General features: G+C 40.4%; 26 protein-coding genes. 18 read left to right on the top strand and 8 right to left on the bottom strand.

What is annotated here, in order from left to right; genetic code table 11:
* Positions 1-98 precede the first annotated feature (98 nt).
* The 8 genes from ACTWPF_RS02980 to ACTWPF_RS03015 all read left to right on the top strand — a co-directional run bounded on the left by ACTWPF_RS02980 (position 99) and on the right by ACTWPF_RS03015 (position 6926).
* Positions 99-977: a peptidoglycan DD-metalloendopeptidase family protein gene (locus tag ACTWPF_RS02980; RefSeq protein WP_443148234.1), complete on the top strand. Its 879-nt coding sequence runs from the start codon at positions 99-101 to the stop codon at positions 975-977.
* A gap of 251 nt (positions 978-1228) precedes the next feature.
* A complete protein-coding gene (locus tag ACTWPF_RS02985; RefSeq protein ID WP_443148235.1) occupies positions 1229-2242 on the top strand; it encodes an AimR family lysis-lysogeny pheromone receptor in 1014 nt (337 codons plus the stop codon).
* Positions 2243-2375: 133 nt separating this feature from the next.
* On the top strand, positions 2376-2558 hold the full coding sequence (locus ACTWPF_RS02990) for a hypothetical protein (protein ID WP_443148236.1): 183 nt from the start codon (positions 2376-2378) through the stop codon (positions 2556-2558).
* Between the two features lie 486 nt (positions 2559-3044).
* Positions 3045-3329 (top strand): sporulation transcriptional regulator SpoIIID, encoded by a 285-nt coding sequence (gene spoIIID / locus ACTWPF_RS02995; RefSeq protein WP_036578451.1) that lies wholly within the window; start codon positions 3045-3047, stop codon positions 3327-3329.
* Positions 3330-3757: 428 nt separating this feature from the next.
* The gene (locus ACTWPF_RS03000; protein ID WP_106898009.1) at positions 3758-4759 is read left to right on the top strand and encodes a rod shape-determining protein; all 1002 of its coding nucleotides are present in this window, start codon (positions 3758-3760) and stop codon (positions 4757-4759) included.
* 87 nt (positions 4760-4846) lie between these two features.
* Positions 4847-5650 (top strand): flagellar hook-basal body protein, encoded by an 804-nt coding sequence (locus tag ACTWPF_RS03005; protein ID WP_106898008.1) that lies wholly within the window; start codon positions 4847-4849, stop codon positions 5648-5650.
* A 19-nt stretch (positions 5651-5669) separates the two neighbouring features.
* A complete protein-coding gene (locus ACTWPF_RS03010; RefSeq protein ID WP_443148237.1) occupies positions 5670-6500 on the top strand; it encodes a flagellar hook-basal body protein in 831 nt (276 codons plus the stop codon).
* A 48-nt stretch (positions 6501-6548) separates the two neighbouring features.
* Positions 6549-6926: a DNA-directed RNA polymerase subunit beta gene (locus ACTWPF_RS03015; RefSeq protein WP_202606741.1), complete on the top strand. Its 378-nt coding sequence runs from the start codon at positions 6549-6551 to the stop codon at positions 6924-6926.
* A 279-nt stretch (positions 6927-7205) separates the two neighbouring features.
* Here the strand turns inward: ACTWPF_RS03015 and ACTWPF_RS03020 are convergent, their stop codons facing one another.
* Complete coding sequence (locus ACTWPF_RS03020) at positions 7206-7355, bottom strand: lmo0937 family membrane protein (protein ID WP_106898006.1); 150 nt, start codon at positions 7353-7355, stop codon at positions 7206-7208.
* A 134-nt stretch (positions 7356-7489) separates the two neighbouring features.
* Between ACTWPF_RS03020 and fabZ the strand changes: the two genes are divergently transcribed.
* Together fabZ and ACTWPF_RS03030 are read left to right on the top strand one after the other, a co-directional pair.
* Positions 7490-7909 carry a 3-hydroxyacyl-ACP dehydratase FabZ gene (fabZ, locus tag ACTWPF_RS03025; RefSeq protein WP_106898005.1) on the top strand — a complete coding sequence of 140 codons (420 nt, stop codon included), beginning with the start codon at positions 7490-7492 and terminating at the stop codon, positions 7907-7909.
* 132 nt (positions 7910-8041) lie between these two features.
* A complete protein-coding gene (locus tag ACTWPF_RS03030) occupies positions 8042-8347 on the top strand; it encodes a hypothetical protein (protein ID WP_106898004.1) in 306 nt (101 codons plus the stop codon).
* 199 nt (positions 8348-8546) lie between these two features.
* On the opposite strand, the gene ACTWPF_RS03035 is transcribed toward ACTWPF_RS03030, so the two are convergent.
* Together ACTWPF_RS03035 and ACTWPF_RS03040 are read right to left on the bottom strand one after the other, a co-directional pair.
* Positions 8547-8735: a YjfB family protein gene (locus ACTWPF_RS03035; protein ID WP_106898003.1), complete on the bottom strand. Its 189-nt coding sequence runs from the start codon at positions 8733-8735 to the stop codon at positions 8547-8549.
* Between the two features lie 72 nt (positions 8736-8807).
* Positions 8808-8966 (bottom strand): hypothetical protein, encoded by a 159-nt coding sequence (locus tag ACTWPF_RS03040; protein ID WP_238017989.1) that lies wholly within the window; start codon positions 8964-8966, stop codon positions 8808-8810.
* A 216-nt stretch (positions 8967-9182) separates the two neighbouring features.
* On the opposite strand from ACTWPF_RS03040, the gene ACTWPF_RS03045 reads away from it, so the two are divergent.
* From ACTWPF_RS03045 to ACTWPF_RS03060, 4 genes are all read left to right on the top strand, one after another.
* Entirely contained in the window at positions 9183-9674 is a 492-nt protein-coding gene (locus ACTWPF_RS03045; RefSeq protein ID WP_106898002.1) for a competence protein ComK, read from the top strand.
* 274 nt (positions 9675-9948) lie between these two features.
* The gene (locus tag ACTWPF_RS03050; RefSeq protein WP_443148238.1) at positions 9949-10830 is read left to right on the top strand and encodes a TetR/AcrR family transcriptional regulator; all 882 of its coding nucleotides are present in this window, start codon (positions 9949-9951) and stop codon (positions 10828-10830) included.
* Between the two features lie 30 nt (positions 10831-10860).
* Complete coding sequence (locus ACTWPF_RS03055; RefSeq protein ID WP_443148239.1) at positions 10861-11718, top strand: efflux RND transporter periplasmic adaptor subunit; 858 nt, start codon at positions 10861-10863, stop codon at positions 11716-11718.
* Between the two features lie 3 nt (positions 11719-11721).
* Positions 11722-14796, top strand: coding sequence for an efflux RND transporter permease subunit (locus ACTWPF_RS03060; protein ID WP_443148240.1), 3075 nt, complete (start codon positions 11722-11724; stop codon positions 14794-14796).
* 290 nt (positions 14797-15086) lie between these two features.
* On the opposite strand, the gene zwf is transcribed toward ACTWPF_RS03060, so the two are convergent.
* The 5 genes from zwf to ACTWPF_RS03085 all read right to left on the bottom strand — a co-directional run bounded on the left by zwf (position 15087) and on the right by ACTWPF_RS03085 (position 19719).
* Complete coding sequence (zwf, locus tag ACTWPF_RS03065) at positions 15087-16589, bottom strand: glucose-6-phosphate dehydrogenase (RefSeq protein ID WP_443148241.1); 1503 nt, start codon at positions 16587-16589, stop codon at positions 15087-15089.
* A 201-nt stretch (positions 16590-16790) separates the two neighbouring features.
* Entirely contained in the window at positions 16791-17249 is a 459-nt protein-coding gene (locus ACTWPF_RS03070) for a threonine/serine exporter family protein (RefSeq protein WP_202606593.1), read from the bottom strand.
* 12 nt (positions 17250-17261) lie between these two features.
* On the bottom strand, positions 17262-18005 hold the full coding sequence (locus tag ACTWPF_RS03075) for a threonine/serine exporter family protein (RefSeq protein WP_443148242.1): 744 nt from the start codon (positions 18003-18005) through the stop codon (positions 17262-17264).
* Between the two features lie 271 nt (positions 18006-18276).
* Positions 18277-18975: a chitin disaccharide deacetylase gene (gene chbG, locus ACTWPF_RS03080; RefSeq protein WP_443148243.1), complete on the bottom strand. Its 699-nt coding sequence runs from the start codon at positions 18973-18975 to the stop codon at positions 18277-18279.
* A gap of 15 nt (positions 18976-18990) precedes the next feature.
* On the bottom strand, positions 18991-19719 hold the full coding sequence (locus ACTWPF_RS03085; protein WP_379551258.1) for a GntR family transcriptional regulator: 729 nt from the start codon (positions 19717-19719) through the stop codon (positions 18991-18993).
* Between the two features lie 218 nt (positions 19720-19937).
* On the opposite strand from ACTWPF_RS03085, the gene ACTWPF_RS03090 reads away from it, so the two are divergent.
* From ACTWPF_RS03090 to ACTWPF_RS03105, 4 genes are read left to right on the top strand one after another with little or no spacing between them, the layout of a single operon-like run.
* The gene (locus tag ACTWPF_RS03090) at positions 19938-21254 is read left to right on the top strand and encodes a 6-phospho-beta-glucosidase (protein WP_443148244.1); all 1317 of its coding nucleotides are present in this window, start codon (positions 19938-19940) and stop codon (positions 21252-21254) included.
* Position 21255: 1 nt separating this feature from the next.
* On the top strand, positions 21256-22542 hold the full coding sequence (locus ACTWPF_RS03095; RefSeq protein WP_443148245.1) for a PTS sugar transporter subunit IIC: 1287 nt from the start codon (positions 21256-21258) through the stop codon (positions 22540-22542).
* 6 nt (positions 22543-22548) lie between these two features.
* On the top strand, positions 22549-22887 hold the full coding sequence (locus ACTWPF_RS03100; protein WP_443148246.1) for a PTS lactose/cellobiose transporter subunit IIA: 339 nt from the start codon (positions 22549-22551) through the stop codon (positions 22885-22887).
* On the top strand, positions 22888-23190 hold the full coding sequence (locus ACTWPF_RS03105) for a PTS sugar transporter subunit IIB (RefSeq protein ID WP_161463868.1): 303 nt from the start codon (positions 22888-22890) through the stop codon (positions 23188-23190).
* Positions 23191-23205 lie beyond the last annotated feature (15 nt).

Genomic DNA, 23205 nt, shown 5'->3' on the forward strand with positions numbered 1-23205 from the left:
CGTCTTTTTAAATAAAATGCATTAATTCAAAAAAATTTTATCTCTTCATGTATAGATATCCCGTTTTCTGATCAGAATGGTTGTTGAGGTGATGATCAATGAATGAAGAAAACAAAGCTTCAAAAAACAAATGGAGCCGTATTTTCAAGAAAAAATGGTTTTTTCCAGCAGTCTATTTAACAATTGCTGCCGTGCTTCTTTCAGTTGTTGTATGGTATCAGAATACGGAAAACCAGGTCCCTGATGCACAGGAAGACCAGGAAAACTATGTTCCGACACCAAATGATGAGGAAGCAGAACCTGTTTTAGAACAGCAAGAGATTATTCAAATGCCATTAGCGGATCAGGGACAAGCAGAAATCGTAACTAAATTCTATGACTACAACGCAGAACAAGAGGATCAGGAAAATGCTTTGGTTCTTTACAACAACCGTTACTATCAAAGCACAGGTGTAGATATTGCAACAGCTGAAGGTGAAGCTTTCGAAGTTGTCGCTGCACTGACTGGAACGATTGATGAAGTAAAAGAAGATCCGCTTTTAGGAAATGTTGTTGTGATTTCACATGAGAACGATGTTAAAACTTATTATGCTAGTCTTGAAGAGGTAAGTGTAAAAGCAGGCGCAGAAGTTAAACAAGGTGAAAAGCTAGGAACTGCAGGGAAGAACTTGTTTGGACAAGCTAGTGGAACACATGTCTATTTTGAACTTAGAAAAGAAGATAAGCATGTAAACCCAGAGGATTTCTTTAATCAGCCGGTAAGTAGCCTAGAGAGCGCTACAGAAGAAGCGGTAGATAGTACAGAGTCTGATGAGACAACAGAACCATCTGAAGATGAGGCAGTCGAAGATGAAGCTTCAGAAGAAAATGCAGATGAGAAAGATAAGACAGAAGAAGACGCTCCTGTAGATGAAGAGGAAGATGATGCATCTAACGAAGAAACAAATGATGAAACCGAGTCATCTGAGAGTGCTTAATTAATTTAAGAAAAGATCCTGAGACTTCTAATAGAGTCCAGGATCTTTTTTGGTTTCCTAAATATAAGAACTTCCTTCTATTACGAGAATGCTATGTGATCCTTGCGAATTTTGTCGAACGATCGTCGATTTACAGGGATTGAAATGTGTTATTATAAACATTAATAGAATATCTTGTTGATAATTAGCGAAAATAGTGATCTTCTTCCAAGTAAAACGGTAAAAGGATGGTAGAAAGGAGATTCCCTACTATGGTTACGCCTTCAATATTTATCTCGGATAAAGAGAAAGATAACCTATCACTAAGAGAGCTTATGGAAATACTTTACCATGAACACCCTGAAGATACCGTAATAGAGTTAACAAGAAAATGGTGCTTACAATCAAATTCGGATGACATTCTCAAGAAGGGAATGGAGTTTCTTTATATGAATGGTTTTTATAAAGACCTACAAGTCCTGATTGAGAAAAATAGCCAATACCCAACATCCACAAATCGAATGTGGGCAGCAGTTTATCAAAACATTCTGGATCGAAGGCTTAAAAAGTATACTCCCCATGAATCACTCCAAAGAATCAAGCATATCGAAACGAAAGATCCTGAATTAAAGTGCCTGGTAGAATTTTTTAAAGTAACAACATATTACGAGTTAAATCAATTCAGCAGATTAGGAAATTTCCTCGCTATACAACCTGAATTATTCGCGGTGGTGGAGGATAAGCTATTGCTTTCTTATTTCAAAATACGACTTAATCAGATTCTCCTTACTTATCATCTTACAAGAAACGAACTCATTATGGCCCGTAAATATGCCTTCAGGGTTTTGAACCAAACCCAAAATCCAAGAACGATGGCGAGCATGCATATAAAACTAGGTTTATCCTATACCTTTGATACGTACTTCCAGGGGATGTACCACCTTAGCGAAGCGGTAAAGATTGCCAAACAGCACAAGTTGGATAAAGTAGTTAAGCTTGTGAAGGAGCGTAATATTCCCTTCCTTTCCGCCCATTTTAATCAGGTCGAAAATATAACATCGCCAGACCCCAGTGAACAGGCGCATATCGAAATTGCAAAAGGAAACAATCAAAGGGCAATCGAGCTATTAGATGACCTACCTTTAGACAGTCCCTTCCAGTTATATTACCTTGGCAAAGCCAAACAAGATAAAAACCTACTTCTTCAATCCTATAACTTTTTTATTGAAAAACGGAGTGACTACTTCTTTAGTAGACTACCACTTTCGTTGCTAAAGCAACTGTAAGCCTGAGGGGAGAATTACCCCCTCATTCATCATTCTTTCATCCCTCACTTCAGTCATCTCTAGTAACTATCTATTTGTTTAAAAAGGTTCAGCTTTTTCTTTTACTGCTAAAATCCCTTAAGGAGGCAATAAAATGAAAAAGTTTAAGTCTTTTCTATTAATGGCAGTTTTAACGGTTATGCTTTCCTTGGTTTCTGGTACTCTATCTACGCACGCCTCGTTAATGCTCGATCCTGGTCTCGGTGATATGGACATATATAATCCAGTTTTTGGAGAAATGCTTGCACGTGACCCTGGATTAGGGGATATGGATTAACTGCGGTTAAAGTAGATATAAAGAGAGAGATTCATGTAGGAAGATCAACATTATTATGCTTGAATTGATAAAAGAAAAGCTGAGCCTTATTTTATTTAAATAGATCATACTTTTTTTTCACCCCTTTAAATTCCCCAACGGATGTTTTTTCAAAAAAATACTGCTTGTCCTCTTTTACAAAGATGCAATTTTAATCATAAACCCTTCAATCGAATAATAAAATGTTACAAACCAAGCATTCAGTAATGTCTCTGAGGTGAGAGCTTGTGTGGCTTAACGTTACTTATCCAAATGGTCCCCGATTTATAGAGATAAATTACAGAATATTAAGTTAATATTGGGTAAAAGGTATAACGGTCCTTTCGCTTCAATATACATAATGATGAAACAACAACAGAATACAAGTACTCCAATGTGAGCCACTTAAGATGAACACCTTGTCTCAATAGACACCTCGGAACTAACCAACATAGGGAGGCGAACGGTGTGCACGACTACATCAAAGAAAGAACGATCAGGATAGGGAATTACGTATTGGAAACGAAAAAGACAGTCCGCGTGATAGCAAAAGAATTTGGTGTTTCTAAAAGCACTGTCCATAAAGATTTGACAGAGCGTTTGCCACAAATTAATCCTGATCTTGCATTAAAGGTGAAGGAAATTCTAGAATATCACAAGGCGATTAGACACTTGCGAGGAGGAGAAGCTACTAGGAAAAAGTACAAGATTGAACCACAAGTAAAAGAGACGGAACCAAAGCCGGTAGGATAGGATCCATTCTTTCGCTTTTGGTTATATAAAGTTGGAGGAGAAAATAAGCCTAAGCAGGTTTTGTTTTCTCCCTATTTACGTGAACAAAAGGATGGCAAACCTGGGCTCCGGATAGCTCCATAAGGCAGACACACTTCTCCACAAAAATCCCATAAAACCCCCAATTTTTTCTAATAAAATGCAGTTAATTGTTGAACTTTGTGGTAAAATATAATATTAGTAGTCCATGCTCAAAAGGAGGATAAAAAAGACCGAGAAGTTCGAGGCGGCGTAGCTTTGAGTACTGGAACGTATGTAATTAATACGTGAAGAACGCAAAAGCAAGCTAACGAAGAAATTCGATGTGTCATTTTTACCGGACTCTTTGAGCAACCTCTAGTAGGAATATGTAAAAAATGAAGTAATTTAAAGTAGGAGGATCTTGATTCATGTTTTCTAGGGATATTGGAATTGACCTTGGAACTGCCAATGTTTTAATTCACGTAAAAGGAAAAGGTATCGTTTTAGATGAACCATCAGTTGTTGCGATGGACCGCTATACTGGAAAAGTACTCGAAGTTGGCGAGGAAGCAAGACGCATGGTTGGACGTACACCAGGAAACATTGAAGCCATCCGTCCGTTAAAAGATGGAGTAATCGCAGACTTTGATGTAACAGAAGCAATGTTAAAGCATTTCATAAATAAAATTAGTGTAAAAGGATTCCTTTCAAAGCCAAGGATGCTAATTTGCTGCCCTACCAATATTACGAAGGTAGAACAAAAGGCAATTAAAGAAGCAGCAGAAAAATCCGGTGGAAAAAAGGTTTACCTAGAAGAAGAGCCAAAAGTAGCAGCGATCGGAGCTGGAATGGATATATTCCAACCAAGCGGTAATATGGTCGTTGATATTGGTGGTGGTACAACAGATGTAGCTGTTTTATCAATGGGAGATATTGTTACCTCTGAATCCATTAAAATGGCTGGGGATAAATTTGATATCGAAATTCTTCAATACATAAAGAAGCAGTATAAGCTTCTCATTGGAGAGCGCACAGCTGAAAATATTAAAATAAATGTTGCGACCGTCTTCAAAGATTCCCGAAATGAAGAAATGGAAATTCGCGGAAGAGATATGGTATCTGGTTTACCAAGAACCATTACTGTCTATTCAGCTGAAATCGAAGAAGCATTACGTGAATCTGTCTTTCTTATTGTACAAGCCGCAAAATCTGTTTTAGAGAAAACGCCTCCAGAGCTATCTGCTGATATCATTGACAGAGGTGTGATTTTAACTGGCGGTGGTGCAATGATTCATGGTATTGATCAGCTGCTTGCTGAAGAATTGAAAGTACCAGTTCTAGTGGCAGATGAGCCGATGCATTGTGTTGCAAAAGGAACAGGCATCATGCTGGAAAATATTGATAAGCTTGAACGCAGAAAAGTTGTTTAAGTAATTAAATACAATGAAGAATGAACCGATAAATAAGTATACCCATTATAAAAAATGATGAAACATAAAAATAAGGAGGAGAGCAGTTTGTTAAGAGGATTTTATACTGCAGCGAGCGGGATGATTGCCCAACAGCGTACACAGGAAGCTTTATCGAATAATATTGCAAATGCGAACACACCTGGATATAAAGCTGATCAGACTTCTCTCAAGGCATTTCCAGAGATGCTGATGCAACAAATGGGCGGCAAAACCATCCCCACCTCCAATTCTTTTAATCTTCCTGTTCAAAACCCAATCGGTCCATTGAACACTGGAGTATATGTACAGGAAGCAGCGCCTAACTTCATACAAGGGGACGTACGTGAAACAGGAGTGTCGACAGACTTGGCTCTTGTAAACGGTACATTACCTGATGAAGCGGGTGCTCTTCTGTTTTCCGTGCAGAACGAAGATGGCGATGTTCGCTATACAAGAAATGGTAACTTCACGGTGGATGGACAAGGCTTCCTTGTGACAAATCAGGGGTATTACGTGCTTGACCAGGCAGGGAACACAATTCAGACAAATGGTATGGAATTTACCGTGACAGAAGATGGCCTTGTTCAGACAGAAGCTGGAGAAAGTGTACTTGGGATTTCCTATACAGACGATGCCAATGGGTTAGCGAAAGAGGGAAATGGCCTATACAACGGCGATGCAGATGCTGTTCCAGCTGATGCTACCTATTCCATTCAACAAGGCTTTCTTGAGCAGTCAAACGTTGATTCTTTACAGTCAATGACACGGATGATGGAATCCTACCGACTGTTCGAAACGAACCAGCGTGTACTGCGCGCCTATGATGAGAGCATGGGGAAAGCAGTTAGTGAGATAGGAAGGCTAGCATAGGTCGGATAAGGAGGAACATATGTCTAGAACAATGATCCAAGCAGCAGTAACAATGAATCAATTACAAAGTAAACTCGATTTAATTGGGAATAATATGGCAAATAGCCAAACAACGGGATATAAAAGCCGGCAAGCTGAATTTTCATCCCTTTTATTTCAACAAATTGATAATATGACAGACCCGGCTGGGGCTGAAGGGCGTCTAACTCCAGATGGCATCCGTGTAGGATCAGGGGCCAAGCTTGGTTCCATTAATTTGGATTTTACTACGGGTAGTATAAAGGAAACAGGTAGAGAGCTTGATGTTGCTTTGTTACAAGATAATCATTTTTATCAGGTGCAAGTGACAGAGAATGGGACCCCGGAAACCCGTTATACTCGTGATGGGGCTTTCTACTTAAATCCGGTAAACAATAATCAAGCAGTTATGCTGACAGATAGTGAAGGTAATCCAATACTCGGTGAGAATGGAAGTATTGTAATTCCCGAAGGATTTGATTCTATTTCCATTGATGAATCTGGGCAAATAACTGTTCAGCGTGGAAATCAGGTGGAGAATGCAGGTTCTATTGATGTCGTAGAGGTTGTACGACCACGTTTACTTGAAGCAGCAGGAGAAAATGGGTTTAGGCTCCCTAATTTGGCTGATCTGGGTTTTGCGATGAATGAAGTAGTACAAGATCCCACCACCCAAAATCTAGTGAAAAGTGGAGCATTAGAAAATTCCAACGTGGATATTTCTAAACAAATGACCGATCTCATTTCGACACAGCGATCATACCAGTTTAATTCACGAACGATTTCGATGGGGGATCAAATGTCTGGGTTGATTAACCAACTTAGGTCATAAGACTATCTAAGGAATGCTATCCTATGGTAAAATTCTAGGAAAGCACATATGAATCGTGTATATCAGGAAGTAAGGGAGAAACAAACCATGTCAACCGAACGAGAGGCGAAACAAGGTATGGAGCAGCAAACCCGAAAAGCATTTAAAAAGGGTGCGAAAAAAGAGACAACAGTGGAAGCAAACGAGTCCAAACAATCAAGAAAGAAGCAAAAAGCTGAGAAAAGCAGCGCTAAATCTAAAAAAAGAGCAAGATTGCGCATTTTCCCAATTTGGTTGCGTATCATTGTCGTCCTGCTTTTTGCTATGATCGCTCTCGTTGCTGGTCTTATGGTAGGCTATGGCGTAATAGGAGATGGTACGCCTTTAGACGCCTTGAAAACTGAAACATGGCGACACATTATAGATATTGTCACCAAAACGGAATAAAGCATCTCATCCTACCCGGGATGAAATGCTTTTTTAGTTATTTATTAAATTTTAAACGGCTCTCTTAGCTTTTGACAGTCTAGCTCCGAGAGCCAGAAACTAGGCGACTTCCCTTAGCGCTTTGCGATAAGTTATCATCGATTGTAACTTAAGGTAGGTCGACTAAAACCGGCCTTGCCGGCCAACGCCGACATACCCTTTTGCAGGGCATGATTCCTTTATCTCAGTTGCTAAGGTCCATTCGCTACGTTTCTAAACGGCTCTCTTAGCTTTTGTGCGTTACTTGGTTATTTTTTTCCCTGTTACGAGACGGTAAATTAAAACAACCAGGGCAATTACAAGTAGGATATGCACTAATCCGCCTGCGACATCAAACGCAAAGCCGATAGCCCATAAAATAAGTAGTATAATTAAAATGGTCCAAAGCATGAGGTTGTCCTCCTTTCGAGTGTTGTTGCTTATTATTAATTGGTTTACTTTGATTAATACCTTATTTTGAACGTTTTTAAACTTTTCTTTGCTATACTATATACATAACCCCATTAAAAGATAGGAGAATAAACATGGAAATTGAACAAATAAAAGAGACTATTCCCCACCGTTATCCATTTTTATTAGTGGATAAAGTGTTAGAAATGGAAGAGGGAAAACATGTTAAAGCATTAAAGAATGTTAGTATCAACGAACCATTCTTTCAAGGGCATTTTCCAGAATATGCTGTTATGCCAGGAGTGTTGATTATTGAGGCACTTGCACAAGCTGGCGCAATGGCGATGCTTGGCATGGAAGAAAATAAAGGGAAGATCGGCTTTCTTGCCGGTGTAGATAAATGCCGATTCAAACGTCAAGTAAGACCTGGTGACCAGCTTGAATTAGAAGTGGAAATTACCCGATTAAAAGGGCCAATTGGCAAAGGTAAAGGGATTGCAAAGGTTGCTGGCGAAGTCGCCTGCGAAGCAGAAATTATGTTTGCGATAAAATAATAAGTTAACGTTGCTATTAGTTTGCTCCAAATAAAAACTTTCACCAAATAAATTTTCTAATAGTAAATGTATCACTTCTTTTAAAATGGTTATGCTAAACGCGATAGCATACATTTTAAAGGAGGAAATGAAATGAATAAGAAGTTTTTATTAAAGCTAGGTGCTCCGTTATTAGCCATTTCTTTGGTTGCAGCATGTGGAACAGATGATGGAAATGATCCTGCTGATGAAGAGGCTCCAATGAACCAGGAAGATGATAATAACAATGAGAATCCAGTTGAAGAAGATAACGGTAATACAAATGATCAAGATGGTATGAATGGTGACGGCTCCGGTATGGAGGGAGACCCAGGAACAGACCAGGAAGATCAGGGCATGGATACGGAAGACCAGAATAAAACAGACGAAGAAGAAAACATGGGAGCAGGAAGCCAATAACCTTCTTTCGTCCAATTACATCTAGAATTTAAAAGCAGAGCACTTTGTTGATTGCCGTGGCGGTATAAAACCACTGGTTGATCATAGAAAGGTGGTTCTGCTTTTCTTTTGTTACAAAACTAAAAAAGCGCGACTATACTCGCTAGTGCGAGAGCCACGCTTTTCTGACGGAAGTAAAGTTTACACCCGTCTGATCCCCTTACCCTTTTAGGTCAATTTGTTTACCGAGAGAAGGGTGTGGAGCAACAGGGCTTTCTTGTTGGAGCATTTTCACTAGACCTTGCCCTTGCTGTTCCATCATTTTCATTGAGTTATCCATTACGGCAATACCAGCATTGGAGCGAACGTGCTGATTAGCCATTGCCATAGAGAGTGCTGCAATATCCACGTAAATCCCCCCAAATTAAGTTAACTCCATTATAGCATATAAAATATGGGGAAGTTTACCTGTATTAAGGACTTAAGAATCTTTATCCTCTTTCTTCTTGTCCTCTTCTTTTTTTTCATTGCCTTGAGCTGATTCCATATCTCCGGATTGTAACTGAGAGTCTTGTTCACTATCCTTATGATTATTTGTAATGTCGTCCGTTTTCTCTCTGCGTTCTTGTTTGTCTGCCATGATTAGTCCTCCTTACAAATATTAAACTCATTATTTGTTGTTCCCGTTTTTCTTATACAAAAACATTCTACGGTGAAAAAGGAGGAAGAGGCCCATACTTCTGCATAATTATTTATTAATATGAAAAAAATTAAATTTCAGAAAAAAATGAATACCAAATCATGTTAATCCATAGTAAAATAGACACATACATACTTTGAGGGGAAGGGGTAAGAGATGGGAGAAACAATAACATCCGTATACATTATTACACCAAAAACAAAAGCAATTATTAGCCATGAATCGTCCTATTACAAATCTCTAATCTATGAAACGGGTAAAGAACGTCATTCTATTCATACTCCAACGCAAATTATCGACAATAATTGTCTGATATTCGGTGCTAGCCATGAGGGAATTAAGAAGTCAGTGAAAGATATTCTTAGAGCATCGAGTAAGCTACCGATTCCTGTTATTCCACAGGAAGGTGTGTATATGATACCTACTGCTTCTTCCAAAAACAAAGACTGTGTGTGGATTTCTTACCATCAAATTGCTTCTTATGAACAACAAGGGGATAAGACTTATATTTCCTTTTTAGATGGGACCGGCATCTATGCTTCCACGACAGAGAGCTCCTTTGATATGCAGTATAAAAGAACAAGCCAGCTTATTGTACATTTAAATCGTAGCGTCATTTTCGGAAGAGCGGCCTTTCCATCCACTTAACGAGAGATGATAGCTAGTAAAACAAAATGAAGGACCTATGGCCTAAAACAGGCAAGCCCTCACAAAAGTGTAAAAGAGGTATAGTATTTCATCACACAAGTGTCATGATTCCATGGCACTTATTTGTTTGTCACAAAATAGACACATCCTAAAACTTGTGTAAAGAGGCTTTCAACTAGTAAGCTTATAAGGAACATAAAATGACTGACCAGTTAGTCATTAAAATAACTGAAACTAATTACATATGTAATCGTACAAAGGAACAGGTGTTTAAATGAATGAAAAAAAGATGAAGCTGATAGAGACCGGAATGAGACTGTTTGCTCAGAAAGGATACTATAATACATCTATTCAGGAAATAGCTAGCGAATCAGGAATATCGAAAGGTGCCTTTTACATTCACTTTAAATCTAAGGAGGATTTTATCTCCACCTCTTTTGAATATTTTCACCATAACTTATCTGTTAAAATGAATGAGGTTAAGGCCGAAAATGATGATCCGAGGGAAAGTCTTGCCAATCAAATAACGGTTTTATTTGATTTCTTATATAAGTCTAAGGACAGTATTATGATGTTAATTCGAGAGAATATCTCGATCGGTGAAAATACAGATAAACTGATGGAACACTTTAAAGTGGAGAATTTCAATTGGCTCAAAGAAAATATTACGGCCATCTATGGTGAAACAGCAAAGCCCTTCTTAATTGATTTAATTATCCAATTAGGTGGTTTGCTAGATGGCTACTTTAAGTGGATTGTGCTTGACCATGTATCGATTGAAAGGAAGGAGGCAGGCGCCTTCATTGTCAGACGGCTTGATGACCTAATGGAGGGAATGGTACACCGTCAAGAAACGGCTCTAGTTACGGTTAAACAGATCCCTAAAAAATATAACCAAGATGATAATAAAGAAAACATGCCATCTGTTGAAGAAATATTTGCCACGCTTAGAGGAAAGCTTTCTGATCTTTCAGTGTCAGAAGAGGAACTAGGACGTTTAGGCGAAGCGATTAAAGCATTGGAAATAGAATTTCAGAAAAAGGAGAGTCAAGCGGTTGTTATCCAAGGATTGCTTGCACATTTTAATCATCACCCTACCTTAAAAAAAGAAAGTTATATGCTAAGCAAAATTGCAGGCATTAAACTTTTACAATAAATTGTGAATGAATGGAGAGGAGCTACATACATGAAAAGATGGATGATAGGTATTACAGCAGTTTTATTAATTGGAATCTTAGCTGCTTGTAATCAGGATGAAGATACAAATCAAGAAGAGGAAAAAAGGATTATCCCTGTAGAAACACAGGAAGCTAAGAAGGATAATCTTGTTATAGAGAGATCTTTATACGGCAGGGCAGCGGCTAGTTCAACATCTCCGATTATGTTGCAAGCTGCAGGCGAGGTAGATTCCCTAGAAGTAGAAAATGGTGATATGGTGGAAGAGGATGATTTGATCGCTACCTTATCCACGCCAGCAGGTAACCAAAATATAAGAGCATCCCGAGATGGTGAAGTGACACAACTTCGCGCAGCAGAGAGAGAGATGGTAAGTGCAGAAGAACCGTTTGCGGTTATTGCAGACCTAGCTGAATTAAAACTTAATTTCACAGTGACTTCAGATGTCGTTGGCCTTTTGAAAACTGGTGACACACATCAGGTCGAGGCAGCTGACAAGGAATACGAGGCAGAAATAAGCTCTGTGGATTCAATGCCGGGTGAAAATGGGTTGTACCCCGTACAGGCAACTTTAAATAATGAGGAGAAGGATTTACTTCCTGGCGTGATTGCATCCATGAAGATCCCTGAGAAGACAGTCAGTGATGCAATTATTGTACCTACAGAGGCTGTAAACGAAGAGAATGAAGAGTCCTTTGTTTTTCTTGTGAAAGACAATAAAGCCGAGCGGGTAGTCGTAACGGTACTAGAAACTCAATCTGAGAACACGGCAATTGAAGGTGATGTTTCAGAAGGTGACCAAATTATAGTAAGCGGCCATTTAGGGCTTACTGATGGTGATCAAGTGAGCGTCACGGGAGGGGAGTAAGTTTTGAAAATAGTAAATACATCCGTTAAGCGCCCGGTTGGCGTTATCATGATTGTGCTGGCAATCATTGCACTAGGAGTAGTTTCCGTACGAAGCCTAACGATTGATCTATTTCCCAAAATAGATTTACCAGTGGCTGTGGTAGCTACATCCTATCAAGATGCTGCGCCAGAAGAAGTAGAGAATTTGGTCAGTCGGCCAATCGAATCAGCTGTTAGTACAGTAGAAGGTATCGAAACAGTACAGTCACAATCCCAGGCAGGTTCGTCCTTGGTTGTGATGATGTTCAGTAATGGAACAGACCTCGATCAGGCATTGTTAGACGTTAGGGAAAGTATCGACCAGGTTAGCGGTACATTGCCTGGACAATCAGGTGACCCTAGAATCATGCGTTTTAACCCTGATCAACTACCAGTCATGTGGGTTGGACTAACAGGGAAGGACACCGCCTCTTTAACCGAAGTTGCGGATGAGCAAGTAGTTCCTCTTTTGGAAAGACAGGATGGCGTAGGTTCTGTAACGGTTGAAGGTAGCAAGGAAAGAGAAATTCAACTTATTTTAGACCAGGAAAGTTTGCAGCAATATGGTGTAACAGCCCAAACAATTGCCCAGACACTGGGGAGCACGAATCAAAATGCCTCTGTCGGAACTGTGGAACAAGGGAATAAAGATCTACAGCTTCGAATGACTGGACAATTTGAATCGATAGAAGATATTGAAAAAACGATTATCCAAACAGAATCCGGTAGCACAGTACATGTAGAAGACCTTGCAAAAGTGGAAGACTCATTTAAAGAGGAGTCGAGTACAACACTTGTAAATGGAAAGCCTTCTGTTGTGTTATCCATCCTTAAAAAAACCGATAGTAATACGGTAGATGTTGCCACTACTGTGGAAGATAGTTTACAAGAGATAAAGGAAAACCTGCCAGCAGATGTTGGATTGGACGTGATCATTGATACATCAGACTTTATTCAAATGTCAATTGATTCTGTTGTACAAAACATTATCATTGGTGGTCTTATATCCATCTTTATCTTGTTGCTATTCTTAAAGAGTGTCCGAGCGACATTGGTTATTGGATTATCGATTCCAATTGCCATTATTGCAACATTTACATTGATGTACTTTACAGGAGAAACACTAAATATCCTTACATTAGGCGGACTGGCGTTAGGTCTCGGTATGATGGTGGATAGTTCCATCGTTATTCTAGAGCACATATACTCTTACCGAAAGCGAGGATACAGTCTCGTCGAATCAGCAACGAAGGGTGCATCTGAACTGGCTCCAGCCGTTATTGCTTCTACGACGACAACATTGGTTGTATTCTTGCCAATCATTTATGTAGAAGGAATTGCTTCCGATCTATTTACGCCATTGGCTTTAGCGGTATCGTTCTCGTTAATTGCCTCACTGATTGTGGCAGTTACGCTAGTGCCGATGCTTTCATCCAAATTGCTCTCAAAAGCAATGGAGGATAACGGAAGAAGATACTGGTTTGACCGATTCTTAGGCTGGATAAACGACAAGTATCGTAGTGTACTGAAATGGGTGCTTGGTCATAGAAAAACATCCGTTATCGCATCAATATTAGCGATCGTAGCGAGCTTAGGTCTTATCCCGTTCATTGGGGCAGAATTCATTCCATCGGCAGACCAAGGCCAAGTGGAAGTTCGAGTCGAGACAGAGTTAGGAAGTACGCTTGAACATACCGAAAGTATTGTAGATCAAGTGAATGAAAAACTTACAGATTTCGAAAGCGATATTGAAACCAATTATGTCAGCATTGGCGGAGGAAACGGCATTGGTGGCGGTGGCGGTAATACAGCCACTTACACGATGCAGTTAACACCATCAGGTGAACGTGAGGAAACTACCGCAGATATCGTGCAAGATATGGATAAAGCCTTGCAAGACATTGCCGGAGCAGAAATAACCGTAAGCTCTATGGATTCAGGAATGGGAACCGGGGACCCGATTCAAATTCAGTTAAACGGCCCAGAGCATGAGGTGCTAACAGAGCTTTCAGATCAAGTCGTAAGCAAAATTTCTGACATAGAAGGTGTGTATAATCCAGAAAGTGGGGCGGATGAGGGCATCCCACAAATGAACATTGTGGTAGACAAAGAAAAAGCAGCAATGTATGGATTAACGCAGGATCAAGTCTCTGGACAAATCCAGTTACAATTTACTGGCCAAGTTGCCACACAGTATCGTGAAGCAGGCCAGGAAATGGATGTTACCATGATCTACCCTGAGGGCGAACGCTCAAGTATTAATGATTTACGAGATACTAAAATTCAAACGCCAAGTGGTGCTGTTATTCCACTTGAAGAGGTAGCAGACCTTGAAAGCATGCAGGGACCAGCAGCATTAACCAGGGAAAATCAACAACCACAGCTGAATATAACCAGTGACATTTCGGGTCGTGATCTCGGAAGCGTAGTCACAGATGTTGAAGCAGCATTAGAAGAGATGAATTTACCTGATGGTTATAATTATTCCATTGGCGGGCAAGCACAAGATATGGCAGAGTCATTCACCGATTTGGCATTAGCCTTGGTATTTTCCATCTTTCTCGTGTACGCGGTAATGGCAATTCAGTTTGAAAACTTCCTGTTTCCACTAATCATTATGTTTGCAATGCCTACGACAGTTGTCGGGGTGCTACTAGGATTATTTGTGGCAGGTATCCCATTAAGTATCCCAGCATTTATAGGGATTATTATGCTCGCCGGTATTGTGGTAAATAACTCCATTGTACTGGTTGACTATATTAATATTTTGCGACGAAACGGTAAAGATCGTTACGAAGCAATCTTAGAAGCAGGACCAAGCAGACTGCGCCCAATCTTGATGACAACATTAACAACTATCCTAGCAATGGTTCCACTTGCCCTCGCACTAGGGGAAGGAGCGGAAACACAACAACCGCTAGCAGTAACCATCATCTTTGGACTTGGTGTCTCAAGTATCTTTACACTACTACTCATCCCAGTGGTGTACACCCTGTTTGATGATTTAACATTAAAAATAACAAAAAGAAGAAAAAAGAAAAAAGGCTTAATAGAATAGGATAAGAGCTCTTCGCTTTACGGCGAAGGGCTCTTTTTTTAGTGGTTAGAAGGGTGAGAGAGCATCGGCAGTGCAAGAGAGGGACATCGGCTGAGAGGAGGGGAGTATCAGCCGTGAGGAGGAACATCGGCTGAGAGTAAGAGAACATCGTGCGTGAGTGAGAGAACATCAGCCGAGAGGAGGAGAGTATCGGCCTTGAAAGTGAGAACATCGCCCACCAAGTCACCAACAGCACACAAAAAAACAGCAGCCCCGCCTAACACGGAACTGCTGATTATTCACTTCACTTGCTATTCATTTTTCGCTACATCCCACCAGTGGAAGCCGTCTTTTTCTAACAGCTGGTTTGCTGCATCAGGCCCCATAGATCCGGAAGTATAGTTAGGGAAGTCTGCTTTCACCTCTTGCCATCTGTTTAGGACAGTGTCGATAAAAGCCCAAGAATGGGCAACTTCATCCCAATGTGTGAAGTTAGTTGTATCCCCAATCATGCAATCAAATAGGAGTTTTTCATAAGCCTCTGGGGTATTAATACCACTAACGCCATTATTCGTGTAGGAGAGTTGAATTGGCTCTGCCATGGATCCCATACCAGATTTTTTAGCATTTAGGTATAATGTGATACCCTCGTTTGGCTGAATATTAATGACAAGCAAATTAGGATGCTTTTCCGCCTCTTCCTTATAGTAAAGGTTCATCGGAATATCCTTAAATTCTACAACGATTTTTGTGCATTTTTCCGCCATCCGTTTCCCTGTACGAATATAGAAAGGGACACCAGCCCAGCGGTAGTTATCAATCATTACCTTGCCGGCAACGAATGTCTCTGTATTGGAATCATGAAGCTCATTTGCTTCTTCACGATATCCAACTAATTCGTTTCCTTTTATCGTACCTTTGCCATATTGTCCTCGTACGAAGTACTCGTCCACTTCCTCTGGCTCTAGCTGACGTAATGCGCGTAATGCTTTTACTTTTTCAGAGCGTATTTCATCAGTGGTCAATTTAATTGGCGGTTCCATTGCAAGCAATGCTACCATTTGTAGCATATGGTTTTGGACCATATCTCTTGCGGCACCGGAATGGTCATAATAGCGTGCGCGATCTTCTACACCCAGCTCCTCGCTAGATGTAATTTGCACATTGGAAATCGATCGATTGTTCCACAAGTGTTCAAAAATACCATTTGCAAAGCGGATTACTTCAATGTTTTGTACCATTTCCTTGCCTAGATAATGATCAATACGATAGATTTGATCTTCATTAAATGCTACTCGAATTTCCTTGTTCAATTCTTTTGCTGATTTAAGATCATGACCGAACGGTTTTTCAATGACAAGGCGTGTCCAGCCATCGCTGTTTTTCAAGCCATACTCTTCAAGACGATGGGCGATAGACCCGAAGTATTCTGGAGCCATGGCCAAATAAAAGATTCTGTTACCATCCGTTTTATATGTACACTCCAAGTCGGTAATTAAACCATTAAGTTCCGTATAGGATTCAGCTTGCGTTACATCGAATGGATGGTAGTAAAAATGGGAAGTAAACTCTTCTGCATCCTCTTCCATAGAGAGTGCATTTTGCAGGGATTCCCTGACATTCGTGCGAAATACCTCATTGGTCCATGGTCTTCTTGCCAAGCCAACGACTGCGAAATCGTCGCCAATTTTACCACTCTTATATAATTTATAAATAGAAGGGAAGAGCTTTCGCTTCGCTAAATCCCCTGTTGCTCCGAAGATAACAATAACTGCTTTAGGTGTGTGTAGGTTAGTCAAAAAAAGCCTCTCCATTTCATTTGAGATAATACATAATTCTATAAGGAAAAAAATGATAAATCAACTAATCAAACCGATGCGATACACTATAACGAAAATTAGAGCTAAATGAAAGGCGTAATATACCCCCTAGAGCAGGAAAGTTCTCTACAGTCATTTGCTCTTTTAATTAGCTTTTACATAAGCTTAAAACCTATACAGCAAAAGTGAACTGTCTTATGGTTTTAACCAATCCCATGATTTACGAAAAAGTTGATTGACTACTTCTGAGAACATTAGACCAATGGCAATGCTACCAGCAAGCAACATCACTTTTGCGGATAACTGAACCGCATGAAAGTAATCATTTTCTACAAAGTTACGCATCGCATCATAAGCAATGCCCCCTGGCACAAGTGGAATAATTCCAGAAACATTAAAAATAATAATGGGAGTACGGTACAACTTTGCACAAACATGGCTTAGCACTGCAACGAGCATTGCCGCAAAAACGGTAGCGGGTACCACATCAATGCCTTCTGCTACTAAAATATAATATAAAAGCCAACCGAACATGCCAACGAGTCCACATTGGATAAGGGCTTTCCGCGGGGCGTTAAATAAAATGCCAAAGCCAGCGGCGGCTATGAAACTAGTAATACATTGTGCGAATATCATAAAAAACACCTCATTCAAGTCAATCTCCTGTTAAATAAAGGCAAAGACCACAGCGACTCCTGCCCCGATAGCAAATGCTGTCAACATCGCTTCTACACCTTTTGAAACCCCTGCTACCAAGTGGCCAGCCATAAGATCTCTTACTGCATTCGTGATATGCAGGCCAGGCACGAGTGGCATAACAGCCCCAATAATAATCTTATCCAGGTTTATTCCAATTGAAAAATGTAGACAACATACCGCAAGAATGCCAATAACAAAGGAAGCGAAAAACTCTGCAAAGAAGCGAGTCTCAATGAGCTTCTCAAAGCCGACCATTGCAGCAAATCCAACTCCACCAGCTAAAAATGCTGGCAGGAAATCATGCCATTGTCCACCAAACATAATGGCAAAGCTGCCACTAACAAAAGCAGCAGCTACAATCAGAAGCCAGGATGGATACTGTTCTTTTGAAGAAGAAACGCCTTTTAATAATAGAAGCGCTTCTCGTGGATCAAGTCCTTCTGCCACAATTTGCCGAGATATACTATTTACTTCTGCTATTTTATGTAAATCTGTTGAACGCTTTGAGATACGTCGAAAGTGGGAGGCTTCCTCACTGTCGGTAGAAAAATTAATCCCAGTTGGGGTTGCATAGCTTTCTGCCTCAGTCAATTGAAAAGCAGCCGCCATTCGATTCATCGTATCTTCTACACGATAGGTTTCTGCACCACTCTCCAGCATAATCTTTCCAGCGAGCATACATACATTGGAAATTACTCTCCGTTCATCCATTTGATTACCGCGCTTTCTTTAAAATTATCCCGGTGCAACCGTCCGTAAGACTCCCATTTTAAAACATGAAATGAAACCGTGATGTTTTAGTGGAGTAAACGGACGCTAACACCCCGATTCGTAAAACTAACATTTAGGGAAGTAGGCCTCCCACCAAATAAAGGTTCACTTTGTATGATAAAAGTATAAGGGGTAGTGGTCGCAAATGAAAGAGTTAAAGTAGAGAAAAACAGCAGACTACCATTCAGACTGCTGTTTTAAACTATTAATCTTATAGAAGCTCCACCCATTCGGGTACGTGGAGGGAACATAAGACCTCCAATTCTTCTTCTCGTTTTAAGGTATAAGAGCTTTCGTGACGCAAGGCATCATCTACGAAGGCGGGGTGTGTCATGACTTCAATACTGGCTGCGTTCTCATTCTTAAGCTGGTCGAAGAGATTGGAAGTAATCCCATCCTCGTAAAATTCCAACCAAAGCATTTCTGTTAGCAAATAGCTTGAATGCTGTTTTAATGAAGCAGCGTAGCGTACTGGTACTTCATACTCTTTTGCAAGTGATAGAACAAGTTCGCGTAGCGGTTCCCATCCGTGAACATGATGGTGGCTGTCAATATGGTGAAGGGAGAGTCCGGTATTTTGAAATGCTTCCAGCTGTGCACGCCATTCTGCTTCGACTTCCAATAAGTCGGGTACTTCCATTTCCCGGTAGGTATTTTTATAACGAAACGTCCCCTGTGTGTCTGTAATCTGCTTCAGCCCAGAACGTAATGATTTTCCCCAGGTAAGAACTAAATGAATCCCTACCTTAAGCTCTGGATGCTTTCTTGCTTGATCTATCGCATAATCCACGGCCAGCCCATTCATCATGAGGGTCGTAGAGCTGATTACACCCTTCGTATGAGCTGTGATAATGCCATCTGTTACCCCTTTTGTTAGTCCATAATCATCCGCGTTAAAAAGAACCTTCATTTCATTCCTCCTCCACTACATTTCTGTATGATAATTTCGTTCAATAACAAAGTTTGTTTTATCTCCCCGAAAGTAGGAACGGGAAAACTCAATTTTATTACCATCCTTGTCCTCCGCAACCGTCTCAATATAAAACAGCGGAATGCCTGGTTCACATTGTAGATGTTTACAGATTCGGTCGTCTGCAAACGTAATTTCCACGTGCTCCGTGGTTTTGGCAATTTGTACATGAAAATGATCTTTTAATGCTGCATATAGTGACGTCTCGGCATGATGCGGTGTTACTCCTGGTGCTACCTTCCAAGGGATATAGGAAATTTCATACTGTGTCGGCTCTTTATCTGCCTTTCGAACTCTTTCAATTCGTTGTACTGCAGCGTCAAGTTCTATATCCAGCATTCCTGTAAGGTTTTCATCAGCTGGGATTACATGAATATCGAGGACAGAGATTTCTGCCTGCTTTCCTTGTACAGCAACTTGATCACTATAACGCTTCACAGTCTGAGATAAAGTTTGTTTCACCTTAGGGTCTGCCACATATGTACCTTTCCCTTGATGACGCGCCAGATAGCCCTCCAACGTCAATTGGTTTAATGCTGTTCTAACTGTTGTTCTACTAACATCGAAATCTGTGCAAAGCTCCAGTTCGGTGGGAATCTTTTCTCCCATTTTATAATGACCGGATTTAATCCGGTTCAAAATTTCTTCTTTGATAAAGGCGTGTAGTGACTGATTTTTGTCCATAATCTTTCTCCTTCACACATTCTATAAGTAAAGTGTACAAGATGATACATATAATGACAATATTTTATTGTTGTAACTACAATATAACAATATGTTCTATATTGTATGGACAAATAAAAATTTGTATGATACATTTTCAAGTAAGCGCAATCATATAGTAAGAGAAAAGCAGATTGAGAGAAAGCAATTTTAACTAAAGAGAGAAGGAGATCATTGGAATGTCACTAAAACTTGTTATCATCGGCGGGGGATCAAGCTATACACCTGAAATAATCGAAGGGATCATTCGGCGACATCAATCTTTTCCGGTGACCGACATCGTGCTGGTGGATGTGAAAGAAGGGAAGGAAAAGCTGGAGATTGTGGGAGAGCTATCCAAACGAATGATCGAAAAGCAACATCTCTCAATTAACCTGTCCTGGACACTTGATCGCAAAATGGCCTTAAGAGGCGCGGACTTTGTTTCCACGCAAATCAGAGTGGGAGGACTGGCAGCTAGGGAGAAGGATGAACGTATTCCACTACGTCATGGTTTTATTGGCCAAGAGACAAATGGAGCAGGAGGAATTTTCAAGGCTTTGCGAACAATTCCAGTTATGATGGAACTTGCAGAAGATGTGCATTCTATTTGCCCGGAAGCTTGGATTGTGAATTTTACCAATCCGGCAGGTATCATTACGGAGACGTTGTTAAAGCATTCTCCTCATAAGAAAGTTATTGGCGTTTGTAATATTCCGTTTAACATGCGTCAATCCACAGCGGAAATATTAAACGTCAACCCGGATACTGTGCAAATAGAGTTTGTCGGGTTGAATCATTTTGTGTTTGGGAGCAAGGTGAACGTTTCAGGAAAAGACCGAACAGCAGAAGTGCTGGAAAAACTAAGGCAGGGACTGGATTACTCACCGGCCAATATTGTGAATCTAGGCTGGTCTAAAACGTTTATTGAAGCGGTCGGCCTATTGCCAAATCCCTACCATCAATATTATTTCCAAACGAAGGAAGTTTTGAAAAAAGACATGAAAGCATTTAAGGAAAATGGTACAAGAGCGGAGGTTGTACAACAGCTGGAAACATCGCTGTTTAACATATATCGAGATCCCGATTTACGAGAAAAGCCTAAACAATTAGAAGAGAGAGGAGGGGCATTCTATAGTGATGTTGCATGCAGCCTGATGGATTCCATTTATAATAATCGGAGGGATGTGCAGACCGTTAATACAATGAACAATGGGGCCATACCAGATTTACCTCATGATGCAATTATTGAGGTGAATGCCTTAATCACTGGGGATGGGCCAATACCCATTGCAGTTGGCCAGTTACCAGCGCAAGTAAAGGGTATGATTTATGAAATGAAAGCGTTTGAAGAGCTTGTCGTTCGAGCAGGCCTGACCGGAAACTACAACGACGCGTATACAGCTATGCTTATGAATCCACTAGTCAGGGAGGAAGAGGGCAGCAAATTACTGCTTGATGAACTGCTGGAAGCACATAAAGCTTATTTACCACAATTTAATTCAAGGGGGAATTAGAATGAATAATAAGTTTATGCAAAAGTTTATTGAAATAGCTGGACATATTGGGGCACAACGTCATCTTGTAGCAATCCGGGATGGATTTGTAGCCATTATGCCACTAATTATTATTGGATCTCTTGGCATTCTAATTAATAATTTTCCGCCATTTGGCAGTTTCAATTTAGTAGATTTATTAAATGGAGTTTTCGGAGACGGTAACTGGCAGAAGGTAGGGGGGAGCATATGGAATGGAACATTTGCTGTTCTAGGTCTGTTAATTGCTTTTTCTATTGCTTATAATTTGGCTAAGTCCTATGAAATTGACGGACTATCAGCAGGATTGATCTCAGCTGCGGCATACATCATGCTCGTGCCGGAAACACCTGACTGGGGGCTGAACTTTGCATGGCTTGGAGCTCAAGGGTTATTTGTGGCAATTATACTCGCATTGGTACTGACTGAACTATTTCGAGTGCTCATCAGATCAAAGATGACAATAAAAATGCCAGAAGGGGTACCAGATGGCGTAGCCCGTTCGTTTACTGCATTGATCCCAGCATCAATTATTCTTATTATCGTGGGGCTGTTCCAAGCATTTATAAGCTTTTTTGCGGAAATTAGTATCTTTGAGATGATTTTTAATGCGATACAAGAGCCGCTTCAAGGGCTAGGTAACACCTTGCCAGCAGCGATAGTCGTGTCCTTTTTAAACCATCTGTTGTGGTTCTTCGGGTTACATGGTACAAATATCATTGGTTCCGTAATTGAACCAGTTTACTTGCCACTAATTGAACAGAATCTTAATTTATTTCAAAGTGGGATGTCCGCCTTTGATGTGCCAAATATTGTAACCAAGCCTTTTCTAGATTCCTTTGTATTCATGGGTGGTTCCGGGACGACCATAGCATTATTACTTGCAATTTTTATCGTTATCCGGCATGAAAAGAACCATCCATACCGTGAAGTTGCGAAACTTTCAGCGCCGGCAGGGTTGTTTAATATTAATGAACCAGTCATTTTCGGATTACCTATCGTGTTAAATCCAGTGATGCTACTGCCATTTATTCTCATACCAGTGACGTTAACTGTTACCTCTTATGTCGCACTTGCTACAGGAATTGTACCTAAAACAGTTGCGATTCTGCCATGGACCACACCGCCGATATTAAGTGGATACCTTGTAACAGGAGGAAGCTGGAGAGGGATTGCGCTCCAAGTATTTAACCTGACGCTCGCCGTACTCATGTATATACCGTTTGTCATGGCGGGAGTACGTGCGCTTAAACAACGAATGGAAGGGTGATGGAAGATGGAAGAAACAATCGAAGAACTACAAATGCTTTCCTTTAAAATTATTTTGCATGCTGGAAACGCTCGTTCCTATGCAATGGAAGCAATTACGCTAGCCAAGAATTATCAGTTTACAGCAGCTAGAGAAAAAATTGAAGAAGCAGAAGAAGCCTTTACTGAGGCACATCACGTTCAAACAAAATTGCTCCAAGATGAGGCAGGGGGAAAGAAAAGTGACGTATCTGTCATTCTAGTTCATGCTCAGGATCATCTGATGACAGCAATGACAGTGAAAGATCTTGCGAATGAGATGATAGATATGTATGAAAAGATGAAACAAATCGAGGGGGAAAAATAAATGAAAATTATTCTTGTTTGCTCTGCTGGCATGTCAACATCAATGCTCGTTAAAAAAATGAGAAGCGCTGCCGAAGATAAAGGGTTGGAGGCCGATATTGAAGCACTGGCAGAATCCCAGTTAAAAAACAACCTGGATAATCTGGACGTAGTCCTAATCGGTCCCCAGGTCAGGTATTTAGAAAAGAAGATAAAAGAACAGCTTGAACCAAAAGGGATTAAAGTAGCAATCATCGATCAGATGGCCTATGGCATGATTCGGGGAGATAAAGTACTTGAACAGGCGATTGCTTTAACAGAATAAGAAGAAGGTAAAGGC

The sequence above is a fragment of the Oceanobacillus sp. M65 genome (assembly GCF_052246275.1).
Taxonomy (GTDB): Bacteria; Bacillota; Bacilli; order Bacillales; family Amphibacillaceae; genus Oceanobacillus_B; species Oceanobacillus_B jordanicus.

What these genes read in the sequence shown, in the direction of transcription:
- ACTWPF_RS02980 (WP_443148234.1), top strand. Translation starts at nt 99, where the DNA reads ATGAATGAAGAAAACAAAGCTTCAAAAAACAAATGGAGCCGTATTTTC.
- ACTWPF_RS02985 (WP_443148235.1), top strand. Translation starts at nt 1,229, where the DNA reads ATGGTTACGCCTTCAATATTTATCTCGGATAAAGAGAAAGATAACCTA.
- ACTWPF_RS02990 (WP_443148236.1), top strand. Translation starts at nt 2,376, where the DNA reads ATGAAAAAGTTTAAGTCTTTTCTATTAATGGCAGTTTTAACGGTTATG.
- ACTWPF_RS03000 (WP_106898009.1), top strand. Translation starts at nt 3,758, where the DNA reads ATGTTTTCTAGGGATATTGGAATTGACCTTGGAACTGCCAATGTTTTA.
- ACTWPF_RS03010 (WP_443148237.1), top strand. Translation starts at nt 5,670, where the DNA reads ATGTCTAGAACAATGATCCAAGCAGCAGTAACAATGAATCAATTACAA.
- ACTWPF_RS03015 (WP_202606741.1), top strand. Translation starts at nt 6,549, where the DNA reads ATGAATCGTGTATATCAGGAAGTAAGGGAGAAACAAACCATGTCAACC.
- ACTWPF_RS03020 (WP_106898006.1), bottom strand. Translation starts at nt 7,355, where the DNA reads ATGCTTTGGACCATTTTAATTATACTACTTATTTTATGGGCTATCGGC.
- fabZ (WP_106898005.1), top strand. Translation starts at nt 7,490, where the DNA reads ATGGAAATTGAACAAATAAAAGAGACTATTCCCCACCGTTATCCATTT.
- ACTWPF_RS03030 (WP_106898004.1), top strand. Translation starts at nt 8,042, where the DNA reads ATGAATAAGAAGTTTTTATTAAAGCTAGGTGCTCCGTTATTAGCCATT.
- ACTWPF_RS03040 (WP_238017989.1), bottom strand. Translation starts at nt 8,966, where the DNA reads ATGGCAGACAAACAAGAACGCAGAGAGAAAACGGACGACATTACAAAT.
- ACTWPF_RS03045 (WP_106898002.1), top strand. Translation starts at nt 9,183, where the DNA reads ATGGGAGAAACAATAACATCCGTATACATTATTACACCAAAAACAAAA.
- ACTWPF_RS03050 (WP_443148238.1), top strand. Translation starts at nt 9,949, where the DNA reads ATGAATGAAAAAAAGATGAAGCTGATAGAGACCGGAATGAGACTGTTT.
- ACTWPF_RS03055 (WP_443148239.1), top strand. Translation starts at nt 10,861, where the DNA reads ATGAAAAGATGGATGATAGGTATTACAGCAGTTTTATTAATTGGAATC.
- zwf (WP_443148241.1), bottom strand. Translation starts at nt 16,589, where the DNA reads ATGGAGAGGCTTTTTTTGACTAACCTACACACACCTAAAGCAGTTATT.
- ACTWPF_RS03075 (WP_443148242.1), bottom strand. Translation starts at nt 18,005, where the DNA reads ATGGATGAACGGAGAGTAATTTCCAATGTATGTATGCTCGCTGGAAAG.
- chbG (WP_443148243.1), bottom strand. Translation starts at nt 18,975, where the DNA reads ATGAAGGTTCTTTTTAACGCGGATGATTATGGACTAACAAAAGGGGTA.
- ACTWPF_RS03085 (WP_379551258.1), bottom strand. Translation starts at nt 19,719, where the DNA reads ATGGACAAAAATCAGTCACTACACGCCTTTATCAAAGAAGAAATTTTG.
- ACTWPF_RS03090 (WP_443148244.1), top strand. Translation starts at nt 19,938, where the DNA reads ATGTCACTAAAACTTGTTATCATCGGCGGGGGATCAAGCTATACACCT.
- ACTWPF_RS03095 (WP_443148245.1), top strand. Translation starts at nt 21,256, where the DNA reads ATGAATAATAAGTTTATGCAAAAGTTTATTGAAATAGCTGGACATATT.
- ACTWPF_RS03100 (WP_443148246.1), top strand. Translation starts at nt 22,549, where the DNA reads ATGGAAGAAACAATCGAAGAACTACAAATGCTTTCCTTTAAAATTATT.
- ACTWPF_RS03105 (WP_161463868.1), top strand. Translation starts at nt 22,888, where the DNA reads ATGAAAATTATTCTTGTTTGCTCTGCTGGCATGTCAACATCAATGCTC.